General features: G+C 69.7%; 17 protein-coding genes and 1 pseudogene. 12 read left to right on the top strand and 6 right to left on the bottom strand.

Annotated elements, in window-relative coordinates; genetic code table 11:
- Position 1: 1 nt before the first annotated feature.
- The 3 genes from ACF08M_RS03105 to ACF08M_RS03095 are packed head-to-tail and all read left to right on the top strand — an operon-like array spanning position 2 to position 3,274.
- On the top strand, positions 2 to 1,300 hold the full coding sequence (locus tag ACF08M_RS03105) for an amidohydrolase family protein (protein ID WP_392183494.1): 1,299 nt from the start codon (positions 2 to 4) through the stop codon (positions 1,298 to 1,300).
- Positions 1,300 to 2,535 (top strand): amidohydrolase family protein, encoded by a 1,236-nt coding sequence (locus ACF08M_RS03100; protein ID WP_392183493.1) that lies wholly within the window; start codon positions 1,300 to 1,302, stop codon positions 2,533 to 2,535. The genes ACF08M_RS03105 and ACF08M_RS03100 overlap by 1 nt, the downstream gene beginning before the upstream one ends.
- A 25-nt stretch (positions 2,536 to 2,560) precedes the next feature.
- Positions 2,561 to 3,274 (top strand): VIT family protein, encoded by a 714-nt coding sequence (locus tag ACF08M_RS03095; RefSeq protein ID WP_392183492.1) that lies wholly within the window; start codon positions 2,561 to 2,563, stop codon positions 3,272 to 3,274.
- 126 nt (positions 3,275 to 3,400) lie between these two features.
- On the opposite strand, the gene ltrA is transcribed toward ACF08M_RS03095, so the two are convergent.
- Positions 3,401 to 4,603, bottom strand: coding sequence for a group II intron reverse transcriptase/maturase (gene ltrA, locus ACF08M_RS03090; RefSeq protein WP_392183958.1), 1,203 nt, complete (start codon positions 4,601 to 4,603; stop codon positions 3,401 to 3,403).
- 806 nt (positions 4,604 to 5,409) lie between these two features.
- Here ltrA and ACF08M_RS03085 point away from each other — a divergent pair.
- From ACF08M_RS03085 to ACF08M_RS03065, 5 genes and pseudogenes are all read left to right on the top strand, one after another.
- On the top strand, positions 5,410 to 6,270 hold the full coding sequence (locus tag ACF08M_RS03085; RefSeq protein WP_392183957.1) for an alpha/beta fold hydrolase: 861 nt from the start codon (positions 5,410 to 5,412) through the stop codon (positions 6,268 to 6,270).
- A gap of 176 nt (positions 6,271 to 6,446) precedes the next feature.
- Positions 6,447 to 7,891 (top strand): annotated as a pseudogene (locus tag ACF08M_RS03080) (NF041680 family putative transposase).
- 306 nt (positions 7,892 to 8,197) lie between these two features.
- Positions 8,198 to 9,076, top strand: coding sequence for a sterol desaturase family protein (locus tag ACF08M_RS03075; RefSeq protein ID WP_392183491.1), 879 nt, complete (start codon positions 8,198 to 8,200; stop codon positions 9,074 to 9,076).
- Positions 9,073 to 9,780 (top strand): lysoplasmalogenase, encoded by a 708-nt coding sequence (locus ACF08M_RS03070; protein ID WP_392183490.1) that lies wholly within the window; start codon positions 9,073 to 9,075, stop codon positions 9,778 to 9,780. The genes ACF08M_RS03075 and ACF08M_RS03070 overlap by 4 nt, the downstream gene beginning before the upstream one ends.
- 21 nt (positions 9,781 to 9,801) lie before the next feature.
- Complete coding sequence (locus ACF08M_RS03065) at positions 9,802 to 10,845, top strand: zinc-dependent alcohol dehydrogenase family protein (protein ID WP_392183489.1); 1,044 nt, start codon at positions 9,802 to 9,804, stop codon at positions 10,843 to 10,845.
- A 159-nt stretch (positions 10,846 to 11,004) separates the two neighbouring features.
- Here ACF08M_RS03065 and ACF08M_RS03060 read toward each other — a convergent pair whose 3' ends face one another.
- The gene (locus ACF08M_RS03060) at positions 11,005 to 12,540 is read right to left on the bottom strand and encodes a S8 family serine peptidase (RefSeq protein ID WP_392183488.1); all 1,536 of its coding nucleotides are present in this window, start codon (positions 12,538 to 12,540) and stop codon (positions 11,005 to 11,007) included.
- A 290-nt stretch (positions 12,541 to 12,830) separates the two neighbouring features.
- Here ACF08M_RS03060 and ACF08M_RS03055 point away from each other — a divergent pair, with 290 nt between their 5' ends.
- The 3 genes from ACF08M_RS03055 to moaA all read left to right on the top strand — a co-directional run bounded on the left by ACF08M_RS03055 (position 12,831) and on the right by moaA (position 15,993).
- Positions 12,831 to 13,196, top strand: a complete 366-nt coding sequence (locus ACF08M_RS03055) for a DUF485 domain-containing protein (RefSeq protein ID WP_392183487.1) — start codon at positions 12,831 to 12,833, stop codon at positions 13,194 to 13,196.
- A complete protein-coding gene (locus ACF08M_RS03050) occupies positions 13,193 to 14,833 on the top strand; it encodes a cation acetate symporter (RefSeq protein ID WP_392183486.1) in 1,641 nt (546 codons plus the stop codon). The genes ACF08M_RS03055 and ACF08M_RS03050 overlap by 4 nt, the downstream gene beginning before the upstream one ends.
- A gap of 170 nt (positions 14,834 to 15,003) precedes the next feature.
- Positions 15,004 to 15,993 (top strand): GTP 3',8-cyclase MoaA, encoded by a 990-nt coding sequence (gene moaA / locus ACF08M_RS03045; protein ID WP_392183485.1) that lies wholly within the window; start codon positions 15,004 to 15,006, stop codon positions 15,991 to 15,993.
- Here moaA and ACF08M_RS03040 read toward each other — a convergent pair.
- Both ACF08M_RS03040 and ACF08M_RS03035 read right to left on the bottom strand, forming a co-directional pair.
- Positions 15,990 to 16,247, bottom strand: a complete 258-nt coding sequence (locus ACF08M_RS03040; RefSeq protein WP_392183484.1) for a hypothetical protein — start codon at positions 16,245 to 16,247, stop codon at positions 15,990 to 15,992. The genes moaA and ACF08M_RS03040 overlap by 4 nt on opposite strands.
- Positions 16,248 to 16,551: 304 nt before the next feature.
- Entirely contained in the window at positions 16,552 to 16,908 is a 357-nt protein-coding gene (locus ACF08M_RS03035) for a DUF3099 domain-containing protein (RefSeq protein WP_392183483.1), read from the bottom strand.
- Positions 16,909 to 17,187: 279 nt separating this feature from the next.
- Here ACF08M_RS03035 and ACF08M_RS03030 point away from each other — a divergent pair, with 279 nt between their 5' ends.
- Positions 17,188 to 17,463: a GlsB/YeaQ/YmgE family stress response membrane protein gene (locus tag ACF08M_RS03030; RefSeq protein ID WP_392183956.1), complete on the top strand. Its 276-nt coding sequence runs from the start codon at positions 17,188 to 17,190 to the stop codon at positions 17,461 to 17,463.
- A 113-nt stretch (positions 17,464 to 17,576) separates the two neighbouring features.
- Here ACF08M_RS03030 and tyrS read toward each other — a convergent pair whose 3' ends face one another.
- Together tyrS and ACF08M_RS03020 are read right to left on the bottom strand one after the other, a co-directional pair.
- Positions 17,577 to 18,842, bottom strand: coding sequence for a tyrosine--tRNA ligase (tyrS, locus tag ACF08M_RS03025; protein ID WP_392183482.1), 1,266 nt, complete (start codon positions 18,840 to 18,842; stop codon positions 17,577 to 17,579).
- 54 nt (positions 18,843 to 18,896) lie between these two features.
- A complete protein-coding gene (locus tag ACF08M_RS03020) occupies positions 18,897 to 20,291 on the bottom strand; it encodes a metallopeptidase TldD-related protein (protein ID WP_392183481.1) in 1,395 nt (464 codons plus the stop codon).
- Between the last annotated feature and the right edge of the window lie 3 nt (positions 20,292 to 20,294).

The following is a 20,294-nucleotide window of genomic DNA, read 5'->3' as shown; positions in this document are numbered from 1 at the left end:
GATGAACGACCGGACGAACGACCGGATGAACGACCCGTACCTGATCATCTCCTCCGACTGCCACGCCGGGCTGCCCACCGAGGAGTACCGGCCCTACCTCGACCCCCGCTTCCACCGGGACTTCGACGACTTCCTCGCCGGACGCGACCGCCGCCGTGAGGAGATGACCCGCCTCGGTGTGCGCAACGAGGCTTTCGCCGACCGATGGTTCCACGAGAACGAGGAGGGGCTGAGGGGAGGCTGGGACGCCGCTCAGCGTCTCAAGGAGCTCGACGGCGACGGAGTCGCGGCCGAGGTCGTCTTCCCCGACGCGGACGCCGTCGACAGCCGGACCGCCGCCCCGTTCGGCGTCGGCCTCGGACTCTCCGGCGACCAGGACCCGGAACTGGGCATGGCGGGCGCGCAGGCGCACAACCGCTGGCTCGCCGACTTCGTCTCGCAGAACCCCGAACGCCACTGCGGAGTGGCCCTGTTGCCCGTCACCGGCGAGGTCGGCCGGGTCGTCGCGGAGATCCACCGGGCGAAGGAATCCGGACTCGGCGCGCTCATGATCCCCTCCATGTGGGTGGACAGGGCCCCGTACCACGACCGCCGTTACGACCCCGTGTGGGCGGCCGCCGCCGAGACGGCCATGCCGGTCGTCACCCACTCCGGTGCGGCGCCGCGCCACGAGTACGGCGACCACCTCGGGATCTACGTCTCCGAGGTCACCTGGTGGCCGTCGAGGCCGCTCTGGTTCCTGCTCTGGTCGGGCGCCTTCGAACGCCACCCGGGGCTGAGGTTCGGCGTCGCCGAGTCCGGCTGCTGGTGGCTGCCGAACCTCCTCTGGTTCATGGACCGGCTCTACCTCGGCGCCCACGGCGGAAAGAAACTCTCCCCGTTCGCCGAACTGAAGCGGCCCCCGCACGAGTACCTCGACCGCCAGGTCTTCATCTGCGCCACCAACACCAAACGCCGCGAACTCGCCCAGCGGTACGAGATCGGCGTCGACAACATCCTCTGGGGCAGCGACTTCCCGCACCCCGAAGGCACATGGCCGGACACCGCCCGGTGGCTGCGCGACACCTTCCACGACATCCCCGTCGCCGAGACCCGCCGCATGCTGGGCCTCGCCGCGGCCGAGGTGTTCGGGTTCGACACGGCGAAGCTCGCCCCGATCGCCGAACGCATCGGCCCCGTACCCGAGGACCTGGGCCAGAGCGCCGACCAGACGGCGGTCGAGGCGTCCTGGGCCAGATCGCGCGAAGTGGGCCGGCACTGGCTGACCGACCACGACTTCCCGGTCCTGGGGGCCGGCTGATGGACCGCCGCACACAGCACTACACCGTCATCTCCGCCGACTGCCATGCCGGGGCCGACCTCCTCGACTACCGGCCCTACCTGGAGACGAAATACCACGACGACTTCGACGGGTGGGCGGCGGCCTACGTCAATCCGTACGAGGACCTCCTCGCCGACACCGCCGACCGCAACTGGAACTCCGCACGCCGCGTGGCGGAGCTGGAGGCGGACGGCGTCGTCGCGGAGGTCGTCTTCCCCAACACCATCCCCCCGTTCTTCCCCTCCGCCGCCCTGATGGCGCCCGCGCCGTCGCAGGCGGAGTACGAACAGCGCTGGGCCGGGCTGCGCGCCCACAACCGCTGGCTCGCCGACTTCTGCGCGCAGGCGCCGGGCCGGCGCGCGGGCGTCGCGCAGATCCTCCTCAACGATCCGGAGGAGGCCGTACGCGAGGTCCGCCGCACCAAGGAGGCGGGCCTGACCGGCGGCATCCTGTTGCCCGGTGCCCCGCCCGGCTCCGGCATTCCCGAGCTGTACTCGCAGGTGTACGACCCGCTCTGGGCGGTCTGCGCGGAACTGGATGTCCCGGTCAACCACCACGGCGGCTCGGCCTCCCCACCGCTCGGCGTCGAACCGGCGGCCCGCGCCGTCTTCATGGTGGAGACGACCTGGTTCTCCCACCGGGCGCTGTGGCACCTGATCTTCGGCGGGGCCTTCCGCCGCCACCCCGGGCTGAAGCTGGTCCTCACCGAACAGGGCTCGGGCTGGATCCCGGGTGTCGTCGAGATGCTGGACTACTACCACGGAAGGCTGGTGGCGACGGCGACCCGGGCGTCCACCGCCGAGTCCAAGTTCGGTGCGGGGCTCGCCGGTTCGATGGGCGCGAGCCCCGGCGAGGTGTGGCGCGACAACTGCTACGTCGGGGCCAGCTTCATGCGGCCCCACGAGGTGCCGCTGCGTGACCGGATCGGCCTCGACAAGATCATGTGGGGCAGCGACTACCCGCACGACGAGGGGACCGCGCCGTACTCCCGGGAGGGCCTGCGGATCGCGTACGCGGGCCTGCCGCCCGCGGAGATCGCGGCGATGACCGGCGGCAACGCCGCCCGCGTCTACGGCTTCGACCTGAAGGCCCTCGACCGTGTCGCCGCGGTCGTCGGCCCGACGGTGGACGAGATCGCCGTACCCCTGAAGGAGGTCCCGGCCGACGCGACCAGCCCCGCCTTCGCGCCGGGCGGGTCGGTACGCGTCTGGTGACGGGCCCGGGTGAGACCATCCCCGGGTGACGGATATCCAGACGCATGACGAACCGCACGGCAACGGGCTCGGCGCGCGGCTGAACTGGCTGCGCGCCGCGGTCCTCGGCGCCAACGACGGTGTGGTCTCCACCGCGGGCCTGGTCGTCGGCGTGGCCGGTGCCACCGCCGACCGCGGCACCCTGCTCACCGCGGGCCTGGCCGGACTGCTGGCCGGGTCCATGTCGATGGCGGCGGGAGAGTACGTATCGGTCTCCACCCAGCGTGATTCGGAGAGGGCCGCACTGGCGACGGAGAAGCAGGAGCTGGCGGAGGCCCCCGAGGCGGAACTCGTCGAGCTGACCGGCCTGTTGGAGGGCAAGGGTCTGAGCCGCGAAGTCGCCCGCGAGGCCGCCCTCCAGCTCACCGAACGCGATGCGCTGCGCGCCCACGCGGTGGTCGAGCTGGGCATCGACCCGGACGAGCTGACGAACCCCTGGCACGCGGCGGGCGCGAGCTTCCTGGCCTTCACGGTCGGCGCGCTGCTTCCGCTGCTGGCGATCGTGCTGCCCCCGGAGCCGGTGCGGCTGCTCGTGACGGTGCTGTCGGTACTGGCGGCGCTGGCGCTGACGGGCTGGTGGAGCGCCCGCCTGGGGGAGGCGACGCCGTGGCGGGCGGTGCTGCGGAACATGGGCGGGGGAGCGCTGGCGATGGCGGTGACTTATGCGGCGGGGGAGTTGCTGGGGGCGGCGGGGGTCTGAGCGCGCTGGTGCCGCGACGGGGCTGAGTAGGGTCGGGGACTGGCGCGGTGGCTTCCGCTCCGTTTCCAGCCCCCGCCACTTCAAACCGTGCATGCAGTTCTCCCGCACACGGCTTTCCGACATCGTTCACCGACTGGCATGCGCCGTTACCCAGCGTACGTTTCCGGTGAGGCGGTAGACCCCGAGCCGTGTGACCCACCCATAGGTGTATCGGGTGGCCCAATTCCGGCCCGCCTGGCCGTGTTTCCGGCTGGTGAAGATGGCCAGCCGTTCGTGGACATAGCCGTCGATCGCGTTGAACTTCCGCCCAGAGTTCCCATTACGGAAGTACGCTGCCCAGCCCCGCAGGACCGGGTTGAGATCGGCGACCACAGCGGAAACTGGCCGTTCGGTCTTTGAGACAGCGGTGGCCGCACGGACTTTCTCCCGCAGCACTCGCATAGCTCTGACCGACGGCCAGCGACGCAGGTAGAACCTGCCCCGCCACTTCCACGACTCCACCTTCTGGTGGTGGAAGCCGAGGAAATCGAAGCCCTGTCCACCTCGTGCGAGACAGACAATGCCGGACTTGTCCGGGTGCAATCGCATCCCGAGCTGTCCGAGCACTCGTGCCGCCAACTCCCTTGCCTGTTCGGCCCGGTGTCTTGTCGGCGACAGGACCACGAAATCATCGCAGTACCTCACCAACACTCCCAGCCGGCGGCCCTCGTCCTGCCACGCCTCATCGAGGACGTGCAGGGCTATGTTCGCCAGCAGCGGTGAGATCGGTGAGCCCTGTGGGGTTCCCGCCCCGGTCGGGGAGGTCACTCCGCCTTCCAGGACTCCCATCCGCAACCACGTCCGGATCAGCTTCAGCATCGAACGGTCCACCACGTGCCGGGCCACTTGGGCCATGAGCGCATCGTGGTCGATCGTCCCGAAGCAGTCCCGGATGTCAGCCTCGAAAACCCATTCCCGCCTCTGATTCGCTGCGACGCGCACTGCTTCGCACGCGTCGATCGCGGACCGCTTGGGCCGGAATCCGTAGCTCGCCTCGGTGAACTGGGCCTCAAAGACCGGTTCCAGGACCAGCTTCGCGGCCGTCATCACCACCCGGTCCGCCACGGTGGGAATCGACAGCGGCCGGAACTCCCCCGGCCGCCCCGGTTTGGGAATCTGGACCCGCCGCAGCACCGACGGACGATACGTATACGTCCGCAGTTTCTCCGCCAGGTCCTGTAAGAACACATCCACCCCCAAGGCCGCCACCGCGTCGACAGTCACACCGTCCACGCCGGGGGCACCTCGGTTCGCACACACACCGGCCCACGCCCGCCGCAGAACGTCCATGCGGTGGACATGGCTATACAGGGCATGAAACCGGCGTTCGGGTTCTTGCTTGGCACAGCGGTAAAGCGTCCGCTGCAAGGTTCGGACCTTGTCCAGAGAACGGCCGCCCGGTCGTGCGACGCCTTCCTCCCGGCGGATGGAACTAGCCGAAACGGCACTCATCCGGGTCCCTCCATGTTCGCGAATCGCATCGATGAAGCAGGGGCCCTTCGCTCCCAGCGGGTTGTGTTGTCCCGCCGATCACCACTACTACGACCCCCTCCGACTGCCTCTCGACAGCTCGTCATTTCCCGGTTCCTCCGGTTATAGGCGAGCCACGCTTCCCGGGCCGCAAACCCGGTGCCGAGGAGGCCCTCTCCAGTTCCCAGGACAACCGTCCGACCATTCCACGCCCCTTACGCCGGGAGGTTCCTCGGCGACCGCTCCAGGTCCGAGATCGCCTTCCATGGCCTTCGCCAAACAAGCACAGGCTCGGCTCCTCCTTGGCCCACCCGAAGGCGGGGGTTAAATGACGACGCTGCAGGCTTCACTTCATGTTGCGGACTGGCCAGTCGCACGCCCCCGAAGGGCGCTTGTCACTCCACTTCGACGCCACCATTTCGAGTGACGCCGGGAGTCAGCTACCAGGGACCCTGGCGTCTCCCCGGGCCGGACTTCCACCGGCTGGCTCCCCTGAGCTTGACGTCCGGTTACATCGTTCACATCCCTTCTGAGCTGCGGTGACGCCCGGACTGCTGGACGTACGCTTGTTATTTAACCTTTGGCGGAGCCTCAGCGAGGCCGGTAGGTTCTCCGCGGTGACCTCGATGGAGACGCAGGGCCTCGTGTCGATGACGGACGAGGCGCAGTTGCGCTGGATGGCGCTGGGAGACACCACCCGGTGGCCGCCTGTGGTGATGCTCCATGGAGGTCCGGGTCTGCCGGACTACCTGGGCGATGTCGCCGCCATGGTCGCGGACCTTGTTCCCGTGTACCGGTACGACCAGCGTGGCACGGGCCGGTCGCCGTGGCAGGGGCCCCATTCCCTGGCCCGGCATGTCGACGATCTCGCTGAGCTGCTCGACGCATGGGACGTGTCCAAGGCCGTGCTGATTGGACATTCCTACGGCACTAACCTGGCGAGCCGGTTCTGCCTGGCGCACTCTGACCGGGTTGCCGCGATGCTGCTGATGTGCGGGCCGTTCGTCGGTGATTGGCGCTCCGGGGACCGAGCGGAGCGCGATCGCCGTATGTCCGCAGCACAGCAGGAGCGGCTCCGCGCTCTGGAGGAGTTGCCGGACCGCACGGAGGAACAGGAAGTCGAGTTGCTCACGCTGGCCTGGTTCACCGACCACGCCGATCCCGAACGCGGGTGGCAGTGGGCCGCCCAGGGCGCCCGGCGGCGTCGCCCCGTCAACTGGACTATGAATGGCGAACTTGGCAGGGAAGGACGTGCGGACCCGCTCGATGCGCATCTGGCCGAACTGCGCGCGTGCCTGCCCGCGCGAACGGAACTCCTCGGTGGGGCCGACGATCCCCGCCCTGTGTCGGCCCTTGCATCACTTGCGCTCCGGCTCGATCTTCCACTGACGCGGATCGAGGGCGCTGGGCACGAGCCCTGGCTGGAGCAGCCTGACGCCGTGCGTGCGCACCTTCGGCGATTCGTGCAAGGCACGGTGAACGCATAGGATTTCGGCCGGTTTGCTGGCTGACGTCATCCCCAGCTGTCGGCATGGCGGAGGGTCCGGTGTCGAAATGGGCCTCGAACTAGGCCGCTCACCTGGGTGTTCGCCGGACGTAGAGGCGGCCTTCGTCTGATCATGTGCTCCACCAAGGTGCACTGATCAAGACGAAGGCCGTGAGGGTGAGTCTGCTGCTTGACACCGGTCCCGGGGAAGCGTTCGCGAAAGCGTCACGCTTCCGGGACGACTTATTCGACTGCCTGACAGCGCGCGGGGACGAACTGTTCGAGTTGATGGACGCGTTGCTGTGTGCGGACGGGCCGGTGAGGGCGCCGGTGGATCTGACGCTGGTGGCCGAGCACCGGCGCGGGCGCGGCACCATGTACGACGCCCTGAACAACGGGAACGTGGACGTGGCCCGGCTGCGGCAGGTGCTGGCGGGCCTGCCCATGCCGGGGGCCGCCGACGGGCGCCTGGTCCTCGCGGTCGACATCAGCCACTGGCTCCGCCCCGACGCCCCCACCAGCGCGGACCGCCTGTTCTGTCATGTCTACGGTCGCAACGGCCGGTCCTCGGACCAGTTCATACCCGGCTGGCCGTACTCATTCGTCGCCGCTCTGGAATCGGGCCAGACGTCCTGGTGCCAGCTCCTGGATGCCGTCCGTCTGGGGCCGGCCGACGACGTCGCCGAGGTCACCGCCGCCCAGGTCCGACGGGTGGTCACGGACCTGATCGAGATGGGCCGCTGGCACTTCGGCGACCGCGACATCCTGGTCGTCTTCGACGCCGGCTACGACGCCCCGCGCATGGCCCACCTCCTGCGCGGGCTGCCGGTGGAGGTCCTCGGGCGGATGCGCTCGGACCGGGTGATGCGCAAGCCGGTCCCGGTGCCGTGGATCTCCCCGCCGCAGGGTGGGCGCCCGCCCAAGCACGGCAAGGAGTTCCGCTTCGCCAAACCGGAGACCTGGGGCGAGCCGGACGCGGCGACGACGCAGGTCGCCGATCGCTACGGGACCGCACAGGCCATGGCCTGGGACCGGATCCACCCGCGGCTGACCACTCGCTCGGCCTGGATCGGCCACGACGGCGAACCCCCCATCATCGAAGGCACATTGATCCGCCTAGAGGTCGACCACCTGCCCGGCGGCGGAGACCCACTGCCGGTCTGGCTGTGGTCCTCCAAGACTGGTATGACCGGCACCGACGTCGACCTTCGCTGGCAGGCCTTCCTGAGGAGATTCGACCTGGAGCACACATTCCGGCTGATGAAACAGACCCTCGGCTGGACCCGCCCGAAGATCCGTACCCCGAGTCCGGCGAACGCTGGACATGGCTCGTCATCGCCGCCCACACCCAGATCCGGCTTCTCCGCCAGGCCGCGGCCGACCTCCGCCGCCCCTGGGAGAGGCCGACCGAGCCCGGCAGGCTCACCCCGGCCCGGGTCCGCCGGGGGTTCAGGAACCTCCGCCCGCACCTCGCTTGTCCGGCCCGTGCACCCAAACCCTCACGCCCCGGTCCCGGACGGCCTCCCGGCTCGAAGAACCGGCACCCCGCCACACGCTACGACGTGGGCAAAACCGTGAAACGACCCGAGAGCATCACCGAACGAAACCTACTCAGCCCATAAAAGACAGGCTCTAAGCCTGCCGGGAGGGGTACGAGCAGCGCGTCGCACACCGGGTCCGGTACCAGGCCCGCGCCGGGCTTCGGCGTCACCAGCGACCTGGTGACCGTGCCGATCACCGTCGTGGCCCGTCGAAGCATCGCAACTTCCAGACCCTGCACGGTAGTTCCTCTCCCACCGAAGCTCCGGCGCAGGGATCGCACGACGCCCGCGTTGGCAGAACTCACCAAAGACTGCTGACACCATGTCTCGCATACTTGTTGGTAACAACGTCTGGCCCCGGCCGACCTGCGGCTCTACGGTGCTTACATGCCGCCGAACCTGCCCGATGTCGTGCTCTGGTCCATACCGGCCTTCGTCCTGCTCACCGTCCTCGAAATGGCCCTCCACCACTTCCATCCCGACGAGGAAGCGGCCGGATACGAGGCCAAGGACGCCGTCACCAGCATCACCATGGGGCTCGGCAGCCTGGTCTTCGACCTGCTGTGGAAAGTGCCCATCGTCGCGATCTACACCACCGTCTACGAGCTGACCCCGCTCCGTGTCCCCGTGCTGTGGTGGACCGTCCCGCTGATGCTGCTCGCGCAGGACTTCCTCTACTACTGGTCCCACCGCGGCCACCACGTCATCCGGATCCTCTGGGCCTGCCACGTGGTCCACCACTCCAGCCGGAAGTTCAACCTCTCCACCGCGCTGCGCCAGCCCTGGACGTCGCTGACCGTCTGGCCGTTCTACGTACCGCTCATCGCCTGCGGTGTCCATCCGGCCGCGCTCGCGTTCTGCTCGTCGGCGAACCTCGTCTACCAGTTCTGGGTGCACACGGAACGCATCGGCACACTCCCCAGGCCCTTCGAGTACGTACTGAACACGCCCTCCCACCACCGGGTGCACCATGCGTCGCAAGGCGGTTACCTGGACCGGAACTTCGGCGGCATCCTGATCCTGTGGGACCGGCTCTTCGGGTCCTTCACCGCCGAGACGGAGCGGCCCGTGTTCGGCCTCACCAAGAACATCGACACGTTCAACCCCCTCCGCGTCGCCACCCACGAGTACGCCGCCATCGCCCGCGACGTGCGCGCGGCGGGCAACTGGAGCGAGCGGGCCGGGCGGATCTTCCGCGGGCCCGGCTGGCAGCCCGCCAAGACAGCCGCCCGTACCGCCCTCCCCGTCCAGGAGCGCACCGGATGAGCGCCGATGCCGTCACGGGCACCGATGCCGCCATGGACCGGCGCGCCCGTCTCGTACGCCCGCTGCTCGTCGCCTTCCTCGTGGCCTGTGCCGTCGACCTCTTCGGTGTCCTCGCCGGCATCCCGGCCGCCCACCTCGTCGCCAAGCCCCTGCTGATGCCGCTGCTGGCCGGGTACGCCGCCGCCCGGCGCGGCCCCCGGCTGCTCGTCGCGGCGCTCCTGTTCGGCTGGGGCGGCGACACCCTGCTGCTGGCCGACTCCGATGCCGCCTTCCTCGTCGGGATGAGCTCCTTCGCCGTGGGCCACGTCTGCTATCTGTGGCTCTTCGGACGCGCCCGGAGCCCGCTGCTCGCCGGGGCCGGGTACGCGGCCGTGCTGGCCACCTTCGTGGCGCTGCTCTGGAACGGGCTGCCGGCGGACATGCGGATCCCGATGACCGGCTACAGCCTGCTGCTCACGGCGATGGCGTACCGGGCCGGCACCCTCGGCCGGTACGCGGCCGCCGGCGGGGCGCTCTTCCTGCTCTCCGACGCGCTCATCGCCACCGGTATCGCCGACTGGCCGCAGCTGCCCGCGCCCGACTTCTGGGTCATGCTCACTTACGTCGCCGCGCAGTTCCTGCTGACCGTCGGAGCGCTCGCACCTGGTGCGAAACGGCTTGTTTTCACCCGTGTGGCGTACCGTGAGCGGGGTACCAGCCCCTGAAATCTGCAAGGACCACCGCCCATGCGCGCCACTGTCATCCAAGCCCCCCACGACATACGCGTGCAGGAGGTGCCGGACCCGTCGGTCCAGCAGCCCACCGATGTGGTGCTGCGCGTCCTGAGGGCCTGTATTTGCGGGAGCGACCTGTGGGCCTACCGCGGTGAGTCCGCCCGGCAGCCCGGTCAGAGGATCGGGCACGAGTTCCTCGGGATCGTCGAGGAGGCGGGTTCCGAAGTGGCGGGCTTCGCCCCCGGGGACCTCGTCGTCGCCCCCTTCGTCTGGTCCGACGGCACCTGTACGTACTGCGCGGAGGGCCTGACCACCTCCTGCCCGCAGGGCGGTTTCTGGGGCTCGGCCGGTTCCGACGGCGGGCAGGGCGAGGCCGTGCGCGTCCCCTTCGCCGACGGCACGCTGGTCAAGCTCCCCGCCGCCGCGGCCTCCGACGACCACCTGCTCACCGCGCTCCTGGCCCTGTCCGACGTACTCGGCACCGGACACCACGCCGCCGTCGGCGCGGGCGTGAAGCCCGGCAGCACGGTCGCGGTCGTCGGTGACGGAGCGGTCGGACTGTGCGGTGTCCTCGCCGCCAAGCGGCTCGGCGCCGAGCGGATCATCACGCTCGGCCGCCACCGGGCGCGCACGGACATCGCCCGCGATTTCGGCGCCACGGACGTCGTCGCCGAGCGCGGCGCGGCGGCCGTCGAGGCCGTACGGGAACTGCTCGGCGGCGAGGGCGCGCACGCCGTGATCGAGGCCGTCGGCACCGAGCAGTCGATGCGCACCGCCGTCGGGATCACCCGCGACGGCGGCTCCATCGGGTACGTCGGCGTGCCGCACGGCAGCGGCACCGGACTGGACCTCGGCGTCATGTTCGACCGGAACATCGCCCTGCGCGGCGGTGTCGCCCCCGTGCGCACCTACATTCCGGAACTGCTCCCCGACGTGCTGTCCGGCACGATCGACCCGTCGCCCGTCTTCGACCTGACCATCGGCCTCGACGACGTCCCCGCCGGTTACCGGGCGATGGACGAGCGCACGGCGCTGAAGGTGCTCATCAAGCCGTGAGCCAGGCGGTCGCGTCCGCTCCCAGCGGGCCGGGCGGGCGCGACCAGTCGGTCTGTCCGCGGGCAGCCCGAGCGTGGCGAGCAACCGGGCCCGGTACGAGGCCGCGCAAGAACGGCGGGCGGGGCCGGTGAGTCCGGCCCCGCCCACTGCGTCGCGTTCCTACCAGCGGACCGCGTTCAGCGCGTTCACCACACCGGCCCCGTAGAAGCCGTTGCGGTTCTTGTCGCCCTCGCAGACGGCGTCGATCTTGCCGTCGCCGTCGATGTCGTACGGCGCGCCGCACGCGGTGGCGTCCGCCTCGGCCGACAGAAGCGCCTTCACCGCGGCCGCGGAGGCGTGCGGGTGCGTCGACTTGATCAGGGCCGCGACACCCGCGACATGCGGGGAGGCCATCGAGGTACCGGCCTTGTAGCCGTACTCGCCGCCCGGCAGCGTGGACAGGATCAGACCGCTCGTGGCGGGCGGTGCGGGCGTCTGGTAGACCGTCGAGTCACCGCCCGGGGCGGCCACGTCGATGACGCCGTTCCCGTAGTTCGAGTACGAGGCCTTCAGCCCCTTGGCGCCGGTGGCGGAGACGGTCACGACGCCCGGCAGCATCGCCGGGATGTCGAGGCACTCGCGCGGGTTGATCGTCCGGGTCACGGCCGGGGTGTCGTTCGGGCTGGTCGTGTCGTCGATCGCGTCGGAGGCCAGGTCGAATTTGCTGTTGCCGGCCGAGGCGATGTTCACGGTGCCCCTGCGCTCCGCGTACCGGGTGGCGCGGGCGACGGCCTCGACCAGGGCGCCCTGGTCGGGGTCGTTCTTGCAGTTGAACATCCACGGGTCGGTGTAATAGCTGTTGTTGGTGACGTCGATGCCGTGCTCGCCGGCCCAGACGAAGGCGCAGACGATCGACTCGGTGTAGAAGAAGCCGTCCGGGTTCGCCACCTTGATCCCGGCGACCTTCACGCCCGGCGCGACCCCCGTGACCCCGATGCCGTTCTTCGCGGCGGCGACGGTGCCCGCGACATGCGTGCCGTGGTCGCTCTCGCCGGTCTTCGGACGCCAGGAGCCGTCCGTCGTGTCCGGCGCGCCGGACACGCAGCTCGCCGAGGCCGCGCGGGAGAAGTTCGGCGCGAGGTCCGGGTGGGTGTCGTCGACGCCCGTATCGATGACACCGACCGTGACCTTGCTGCTGCCCAGCGTCTTCTGGTGCGCCTGGTCCGCCTTGATGGCGGGCAGATCCCACTGCAGGGGCTCCATCGGATCCTGGTCCGCCGTCGCCTCCGCCGCGGCGCTCCGCGCCTGCTCGGCGGTGAGCGGCTGCTCGACGCCGATGTCCGTGGTGGCCTGCGGGACGATCGGGTTGGTGCGGGTGGCTCCCGCCGAATCGACGCCCTTGACCCGGCGGATCGACTTCGCGAAGTCCGGGTTCTGCGAGTGGGCGACGACGACGCCGATCTGCTCATAGGCGACCACCACCGTGCCACCGGCCTCGGCTATCGCCTTCTCCACCCGCTTGACGGTCCCGTGACCGCTCCGGGTGTTGATCACGTACGAGAGCTTCGGACCGTCGGCCGACACCGCCGCCGTGGACTGTGCGTCCGCCGGTGCGGCAGAGGCGGCCCCCGTCGGCAGGAAGCCGAGCGAGGCCGTGAGTGCCAGTCCGACGGGCAGCGTCAGCGCGCGCGTCCGTCTGGATCCCAGATGAGCCATGGGGTCTCCACATCATCCGTGCCGGGCGACCGGGCACGGAGTGTGCCAAGTCGCGTACATGACGAGTGAAGTTATCGCTGATCAGCCCTTTTGATCAATGAGTTCGGGGCACCGGGTTCGTCCGGACGGGAGCGCGAAGGCGGTTTCGGGAAGTGCGCAGCCGCGGTGAACCGCTTCGTCGCGCCGTCCGTGCCGTTGTCAGGGGAGGCGCACCACCACCCCCGACACCGAGGTTCCGCCCAGTGAAATCCACCGTTCCCACCACCGCACCCGCATCGCGAGGAGATTCCGTGGCTACCGATGCACCGCCGCCCGAGGTCAGTACGGACACCCGCCCCGCCGAACCCACGACCGAGGCGTTCATCGCGACGCAGGAGAGCGGGGAGTTCGGCGAACTGCGCCGCACGTACCGCTCCTTCGCCTTCCCGCTGACCATCGCCTTCGTCCTCTGGTACCTGCTGTACGTGCTGCTGTCCAACTACGCGGGCGACTTCATGGGCGCCAAGGTGTACGGCAACATCAACGTGGCCTTCGTGTTCGGCCTCGCCCAGTTCGTCACCACATTCCTCATCGCCTGGTTCTACTCGCGCCACGCGGCCGCGAAGCTGGACCCGAAGGCCGAGGCCATCAAGTCCCGTATGGAGGCCGACGCATGAGCGCCGCTCACCACCCGCACGCCGCCCTCCAGCTGGCCGCCTCCTCGACCACCGAGCACCGGCCGCTGATCATCACGCTCTTCGCGGTGTTCGTCGCCGCGACCCTCGGCATCACCGTCTGGGCCGGGCGGCAGACCAAGAGCGCCTCCGACTTCTACGCCGGCGGCCGGCAGTTCACCGCGTTCCAGAACGGGCTCGCGGTCTCCGGTGACTACATGTCGGCGGCCTCGTTCCTCGGGATCGCCGGAGCCATCGCCCTCTTCGGCTACGACGGCTTCCTGTACTCCATCGGCTTCCTCGTCGCCTGGCTGGTGGCCCTGCTGCTGGTCGCCGAACCGCTGCGTAAATCGGGCCGCTACACGATGGGCGACGTCCTCGCCTACCGGATGCGGCAGCGCCCGGTCCGGACCGCCTCCGGCGTCTCCACCATCGTCGTCTCGATCTTCTACCTGCTGGCGCAGATGGCGGGCGCGGGCGTCCTGGTCTCGCTGCTGCTCGGCATCACCAGCGACGCGGGCAAGATCCTCATTGTCGCCCTGGTCGGCGTGCTGATGATCGTCTACGTCACCATCGGCGGCATGAAGGGCACCACCTGGGTCCAGATGGTCAAGGCCGTGCTGCTCATCGCCGGTGCCCTCCTGATGACCTTCCTGGTGCTGCTGAAGTTCGACTTCAACATCTCCGACCTGCTGGGCACGGCCGCAGCGAAGAGCGGCCACGGAGCGGCGTTCCTGGAGCCCGGACTCAAGTACGGCGCCACCGGTACCTCCAAGCTGGACTTCCTCTCCCTCGGTATCGCCCTGGTCCTCGGCACCGCCGGTCTCCCGCACATCCTGATCCGCTTCTACACGGTGCCGACCGCCAAGGCCGCCCGTAAGTCGGTCAACTGGGCCATCGGCATCATCGGCGCCTTCTACCTGATGACCATCGCGCTGGGCTTCGGCGCCGCGGCATTGATCGGCCCGGACGAGATCAAGACCAAGAACCCGGCCGGGAACGCGGCCGCCCCGCAGCTCGCCGAGTACCTCGGCGGGGTCGGCTCCACCGGCGGCGCCGTGCTGCTGGCCGTGATCTCGGCCGTCGCCTTCGCCACCATCCTCGCCGTCGTCGCGGGGCTCACCCTCGCCTCCTCGTCCTCCTTCGCGCACGACATCTACGCCAACGTCATCCGCAAGGGGAAGGCCACCGAGAAGGAGGAGATGCGGGCCGCCCGCTGGGCCACCGTCCTCATCGGCGCGGTCGCGATCGTCCTGGGAGCCTTCGCCCGCGACATGAACGTGGCCGGACTGGTGGCGCTCGCCTTCGCCGTCGCCGCCTCCGCCAACCTGCCGACGATCCTCTACAGCCTCTTCTGGAAGCGGTTCACCACCCAGGGCGCGCTGTGGTCGATCTACGGCGGCCTGGTCAGCTCGGTGATCCTGGTGCTGTTCTCGCCGGTCGTCTCCGGCAACCCGAAGACGTCGATGTTCAAGGGCGTCGACTTCGCCTGGTTCCCGCTGGAGAACCCGGGCCTGATCTCCATCCCGCTGGGCTTCCTGCTCGGCTGGATCGGCTCCCTCCTCTCGAAGGAGGAGCCGGACCGGGGCAAGTACGCGGAGCTGGAGGTCAAGTCCCTCACCGGCGTCGGAGCACACTGAGCGAGGAGGACCGGGTACGGACCGGCCGCGTCGTAGAGTCCGGCGACGCGGCCGGGCCGCTCCTCGTGTCATACGAGCCCCTGCGATGTCACAGGACTCGCGTAGTCTCGGAGGAGTCGGCCCGGAAGGCCGGACAAGGCAGCCGGGAAACAACCAGGGAGGGGGCCCACATGCTCATCGACACCTACGACCGGGTCGCCACCGACCTGCGCGTGTCGCTGACCGACCGCTGTAATCTGCGGTGCACGTACTGCATGCCGGAAGAGGGCCTGCAATGGCTGGCCAAGCCCGATCTGCTCAGCGACGACGAGATCGTCCGGCTGGTCCGCATCGCCGTCACCCGGCTGGGCATCACCGACGTCCGCTTCACCGGTGGTGAGCCGCTCCTGCGCCCCGGGCTCGTCTCCATCGTCGGGCGATGCGCGGCACTGAGCCCGCGCCCCAGGATGTCGCTCACCACCAACGGCATCGGACTGCAGCGCACGGCGGCCGCACTCGGCGCCGCCGGCCTGGACCGGGTCAACGTCTCGCTGGACACCCTGCGGCCCGGCACCTTCAGGACACTCACCCGCCGCGACCGTCACCACGACGTGCTGGCGGGCCTCGAAGCCGCCCACGACGCCGGCCTCACCCCGGTCAAGGTCAACACCGTCCTGATGCCGGGGCTCAACGACGACGAGGCCCCCGACCTGCTCGCCTGGGCCGTCGAGCACGGATACGAGCTCCGCTTCATCGAGCAGATGCCGCTCGACGCACAGCACGGTTGGAAGCGCGACGGCATGATCACGGCAGGCGACATACTCCAGTCCCTGCGCACCCGTTTCACCCTCACCGAGGAGGACGACGGGGAGCGCGGCTCCGCCCCCGCCGAGCGCTGGCTCGTCGACGGCGGCCCCCACCGCGTGGGCGTCATCGCCTCCGTCACCCGCCCCTTCTGCCGAGCCTGCGACCGGACCAGGCTCACCGCCGACGGCCAGGTGCGCACCTGCCTGTTCGCCCGGGAGGAGACCGATCTGCGCGGCGCCCTGCGCTCGGACGCACCGGACGAGGAGATCGCCCGGATCTGGACGCTCGCGATGTGGGGGAAGAAGGCCGGATCCGGTCTGGACGACCCGTCCTTCCTGCAGCCGGACCGGCCGATGTCGGCGATCGGCGGTTAGGGACTCTCCGACCCCGGTCGGCCGGACTCCCACTCCGCCAGGGTCACGACATCCTTGAGGAAACCCCGGAGGTCCAGGAACGAGGCGAGGTGCTCCCGGTGTTCCTCGCAGGCCAGCCACGTCTTACGGCGCTCCGGGGCGTGCAGCTTCGGGTTGTTCCAGGCCAGCACCCACACGGCATCGGCCCGGCAGCCCTTGGCGGAACAGATGGGTACGGCGGCAGCGCTCTCGGCCGCGGAGTCAGGGGAGTTCACGGACTCAACCCTAGGTCAGCGTGTGCACTGACCACGCGGGCCGGTCGCACGAGGAATGAGCACCGGAGCCGAACCGGAAAGGCCGGAGGAAGGCCGGAGGAAAGCCGGATAAAAAACGACGCCGGGCAGCCACGGGGGGAGCTGCCCGGCGTCGGTCTGTCGCTCCGACGGGGGATACGGAGCGCTTTCGAAGTATGTCACGCAGACCGGGGCGCGGTGCACGTAACTTCATGATTGACCTGATGTTTTCGCGACCCCTGGATGCGGTGCGGCCTCAGCTGTGCTCATGCCGATTTCCCGTCACTCACGCCGATCCCCCGGTGCGCCGCGCCCCGTCGGCCTCCGGGCCGGAATCTGCCACGGGCGCGGCGTCGAGCACCGGCCGCATCGGCGTCGGGACGAACGTCGAAGGAAGCGCAGGAGTGTTCTCCCGGCCCGCGTTGGCGATGACCACCGCCACGTACGGGAGCAGAACCCCGAGCGCCAGCGCGACGATCGCGACATACCGTTCGACGTTCCACAGCACGGCGGCCAGAACCACCGAAACCGTCCGGACGGACATCGAGATCACATAGCGCCGCTGCCTGCCGCGCACATCGTCCGCGAGCCCCTGCCGCGCCCCCGTGATCCGGAAGACCTCGGCATCGCTCTGCTTCCGCATCACATCTCCACCACCCTTCCCCCAGCACCTCACAGATCGGGGGAGAACGTATTTCCGTATTCCCGCATTCCCGCATGCCCGCATTCCCGCACCGGACACTCCCCGGACCGGATCGCATCCACGGTACGCCCGGTGTCCGACGGCTTCGAGACCGGGGCGCGCCGCATTCGTGCGATCGCGAGCCGCACCGCGCATACGGACGCGGCCGGCGTGCGGCATACGGCCCCCGGGCCGAGACTGGGCGCACATGCGCGACATCGCGTCGCACGAGGAGGCGACATGGGCTGGTTGTGGGCAATCATCGTGGGCCTGGTGCTGGGTGTGATCGCGAGGGCGATCCTGCCCGGCAAACAGAGCATCCCACTCTGGCTGACGACGATCTTCGGGATCCTCGGCAGCGTCCTCGGCAATGCCGTAGCCACCTGGATCGGTGTCAACGAAACCAAGGGCATCGACTGGACACGCCATCTGCTCCAGCTGATCGGCGCGGTGGTCATCGTCGGTCTCGGCGACATGCTGTGGACGTCGTTCCGCGGCAGCAGACAGAAGGCCTGAACGGAGCGGAGTCCCGAGCCCGGGCGGAAAGTGTGTCCCGGGCCACCACACGACCGCGGCCGGACACGCGTCACGCGTGCCCGGCCACAGTGCCGATGTCCGTTCTCCGGGGATCAGCCGGTGACCTCGACGGCGGCGAGGTTCTTCTTGCCCCGGCGCAGCACCAGCCAGCGCCCGTGCAGCAACTCCTCGCGGGCCGGTGCGCTCTCGCCGTCCGTGACCTTGACGTTGTTCACGTACGCACCGCCCTCCTTCACCGTGCGGCGGGCGCCCGACTTGCTCGGTGCCAGGCCGACCTCCACCAGGAGGTCCACCAGCGGGCCGAGCTCGGTGACCCGCGCGTGCGGCACCTCGGACAGCGCGGCGCTCAGCGTTGCCTCGTCCAGCCCGCCGAGCTCGCCCTGGCCGAAGAGTGCCTTCGACGCGGCGATGACCGCGGCGCACTGATCGGCGCCGTGCACCAGCGTCGTCAGCTCCTCGGCCAGCGCGCGCTGCGCCGTCCGGGCCTGCGGGCGCTCCTCGGTGACCTTCTCCAGCTCCGCCAGCTCCTCGGGGCTGCGGAAGCTGAGGATCCGCATGTACCGGGAGATGTCCCGGTCGTCCACGTTCAGCCAGAACTGGTAGAACGCGTACGGCGTCGTCATCGCCGGGTCGAGCCAGACGGCCCCGCTCTCGGACTTGCCGAACTTGGTCCCGTCCGCCTTCGTCATCAGCGGGGTCGCCAGCGCGTGCACCTCGGCACCCGGCTCCAGGCGGTGGATCAGGTCGAGACCGGCGGTGAGGTTGCCCCACTGGTCGCTGCCGCCCTGCTGGAGGGTGCAGCCGTAGCGCCGGTACAGCTCCAGGTAGTCCATGCTCTGGAGCAGCTGGTAGCTGAACTCGGTGTAGCTGATGCCCTCGTCGGACTCCAGCCGCCGGGCGATGGAGTCCTTGGTCAGCATCTTGTTGACCCGGAAGTGCTTGCCGATGTCCCGGAGGAACTCGATCGCGGACATGCCCGCGGTCCAGTCCAGGTTGTTCACCATGACCGCCGCGTTCTCGCCCTCGAAGGACAGGAACGGCTCGATCTGGGACCGCAGCCGGGACACCCAGTGGGCGACCGTCTCCGGGTCGTTCAGCGTGCGCTCGGCGGTCGGCCGCGGGTCACCGATCTGACCGGTGGCCCCGCCCACCAGGGCGAGCGGCCGCAGACCGGCCCGCTGGAGCCGGCGCATGGTGAGCACCTGCACCAGGTGGCCGACGTGCAGACTCGCCGCGGTGGGGTCGTAGCCGCAATAGAACGTGACGGGACCGTCCGCGAGAGCCTTGCGCAGTGCGTCCTCATCAGTGGACTGGGCGAACAGCCCACGCCACTTCAGCTCGTCGACGATGTCCGTCACGGTTCTTTCTCTCCTCTGGGTGCGCGTCGAATGGCAACAGCAAGTCTAGGCGGGTCACACGCCCGGGCTCACCGAGCTCATGTTGAAGTCCGGGATCCGCAGCGCGGGCATGGCGGCCCGGGTGAACCAGTCGCCCCACTCGCGCGGCAGTGTCTTCTCCGTACGGCCCGCTTCCGCGGCCCGCGACAGCAGGTCCACCGGCGACTCGTTGAACCGGAAGTTGTTCACCTCGCCGACGACCTCGCCCTTCTCGACGAGATACACCCCGTCGCGGGTCAGCCCGGTCAGCAGCAGCGTCGCCGGATCGACCTCCCGGATGTACCACATGCAGGTCAGCAGCAGTCCGCGGCCGGCCGTGGCGGCCACCATCTCGTCCAGGGACCGCTCACCCCCGCCGTCGAGCACCAGGTTGTCGATCGCCGGCGCGACCGGCATCCCGGTCAGCCCCGCCGTGTGCCGGGTGGTCGTCAGATGCTCCAGTTTGCCGTCCCGGATCCAGTCGGTCGACGTCAGCGGCAGCCCGTTGTCGAAGACGGAGGCACCGTCCCCGGAGGCATGGGCGATCACGAACGGCGCCGACTCCAGGCCCGGTGCGTGCGGGTCGCTGCGCAGCGACAACGGCAGCTCGGACAGCATCTCGCCGAGCCTCGTCCCGCCGCCCGGCCTGGAGAACACCGTCCGGCCCTCCGCGGCGTCCCGGGCCGTCGACGACCACAGCTGGTAGATCAGCAGATCGGCGACGGCGGTCGGTGGCAGCAGCGTCTCGTACCGCCCGGCGGGCAGCTCGATCCGGCGCTCCGCCCAGCGCAGCCGCTGCGCCAGCTCCGCGTCGAGCTCGGCCGGGTCGACGTCCTTGAAGTCGCGCGTCGAGCGGCCCGCCCAGGTCGACCGCGACCGGTCGGGGGACTTGGCGTTGAGCTCCAGCGTCCCGTTCGTCTGGTCGTGGCGCAGCCGCAGCCCCGTCGACGTACCGAGGTACGTCGAGGTCAGCTGGTGGTGGGCGAAGCCGTACAGTTCACGGCCACCGGACCGGGCCCGGGCGAAGGCGTCACCGAGCGCCGGGGCGAACTCCGCGAAGACGTCCGAGCCCGTCTCGGCGGGTGCGTCCGTGAAGTCGGGCGAGGTGGGAACCCCGCTGACCAGCGGCTGTGCGTCCTCGGCAGGACCGGCCCCGCGCGCGGCGGCCTCGGCGGCCCGGACCAGCGGCTCCAGATCGTCGGCGGTGACCGCGGACCGCGACACCACGCCGGACGCGGTGCCCTGCGCACCGTCGACGGTCGCGATGACGGTCAGGGTCCGCCCCCGCGTCACGCCGTTCGTGGTGAGCGCGTTGCCGGCCCAGCGCAGATTCGCGGACGACTCCTCGTCGGCGATGACCACACAACCGTCGGCGGTGGACAGTTCGAGCGCCCGCTCGACGATCTCGTGCGGCTTGCTGACGCGGCTCATCGT

Origin of the sequence: Streptomyces sp. NPDC015032, assembly GCF_043080425.1 — a bacterium.
GTDB lineage: Bacteria > Actinomycetota > Actinomycetes > Streptomycetales > Streptomycetaceae > Streptomyces.
The sequence above is the reverse complement of the archived record's forward strand: the minus strand, read 5'-3'. Positions and strand labels throughout refer to the sequence as shown.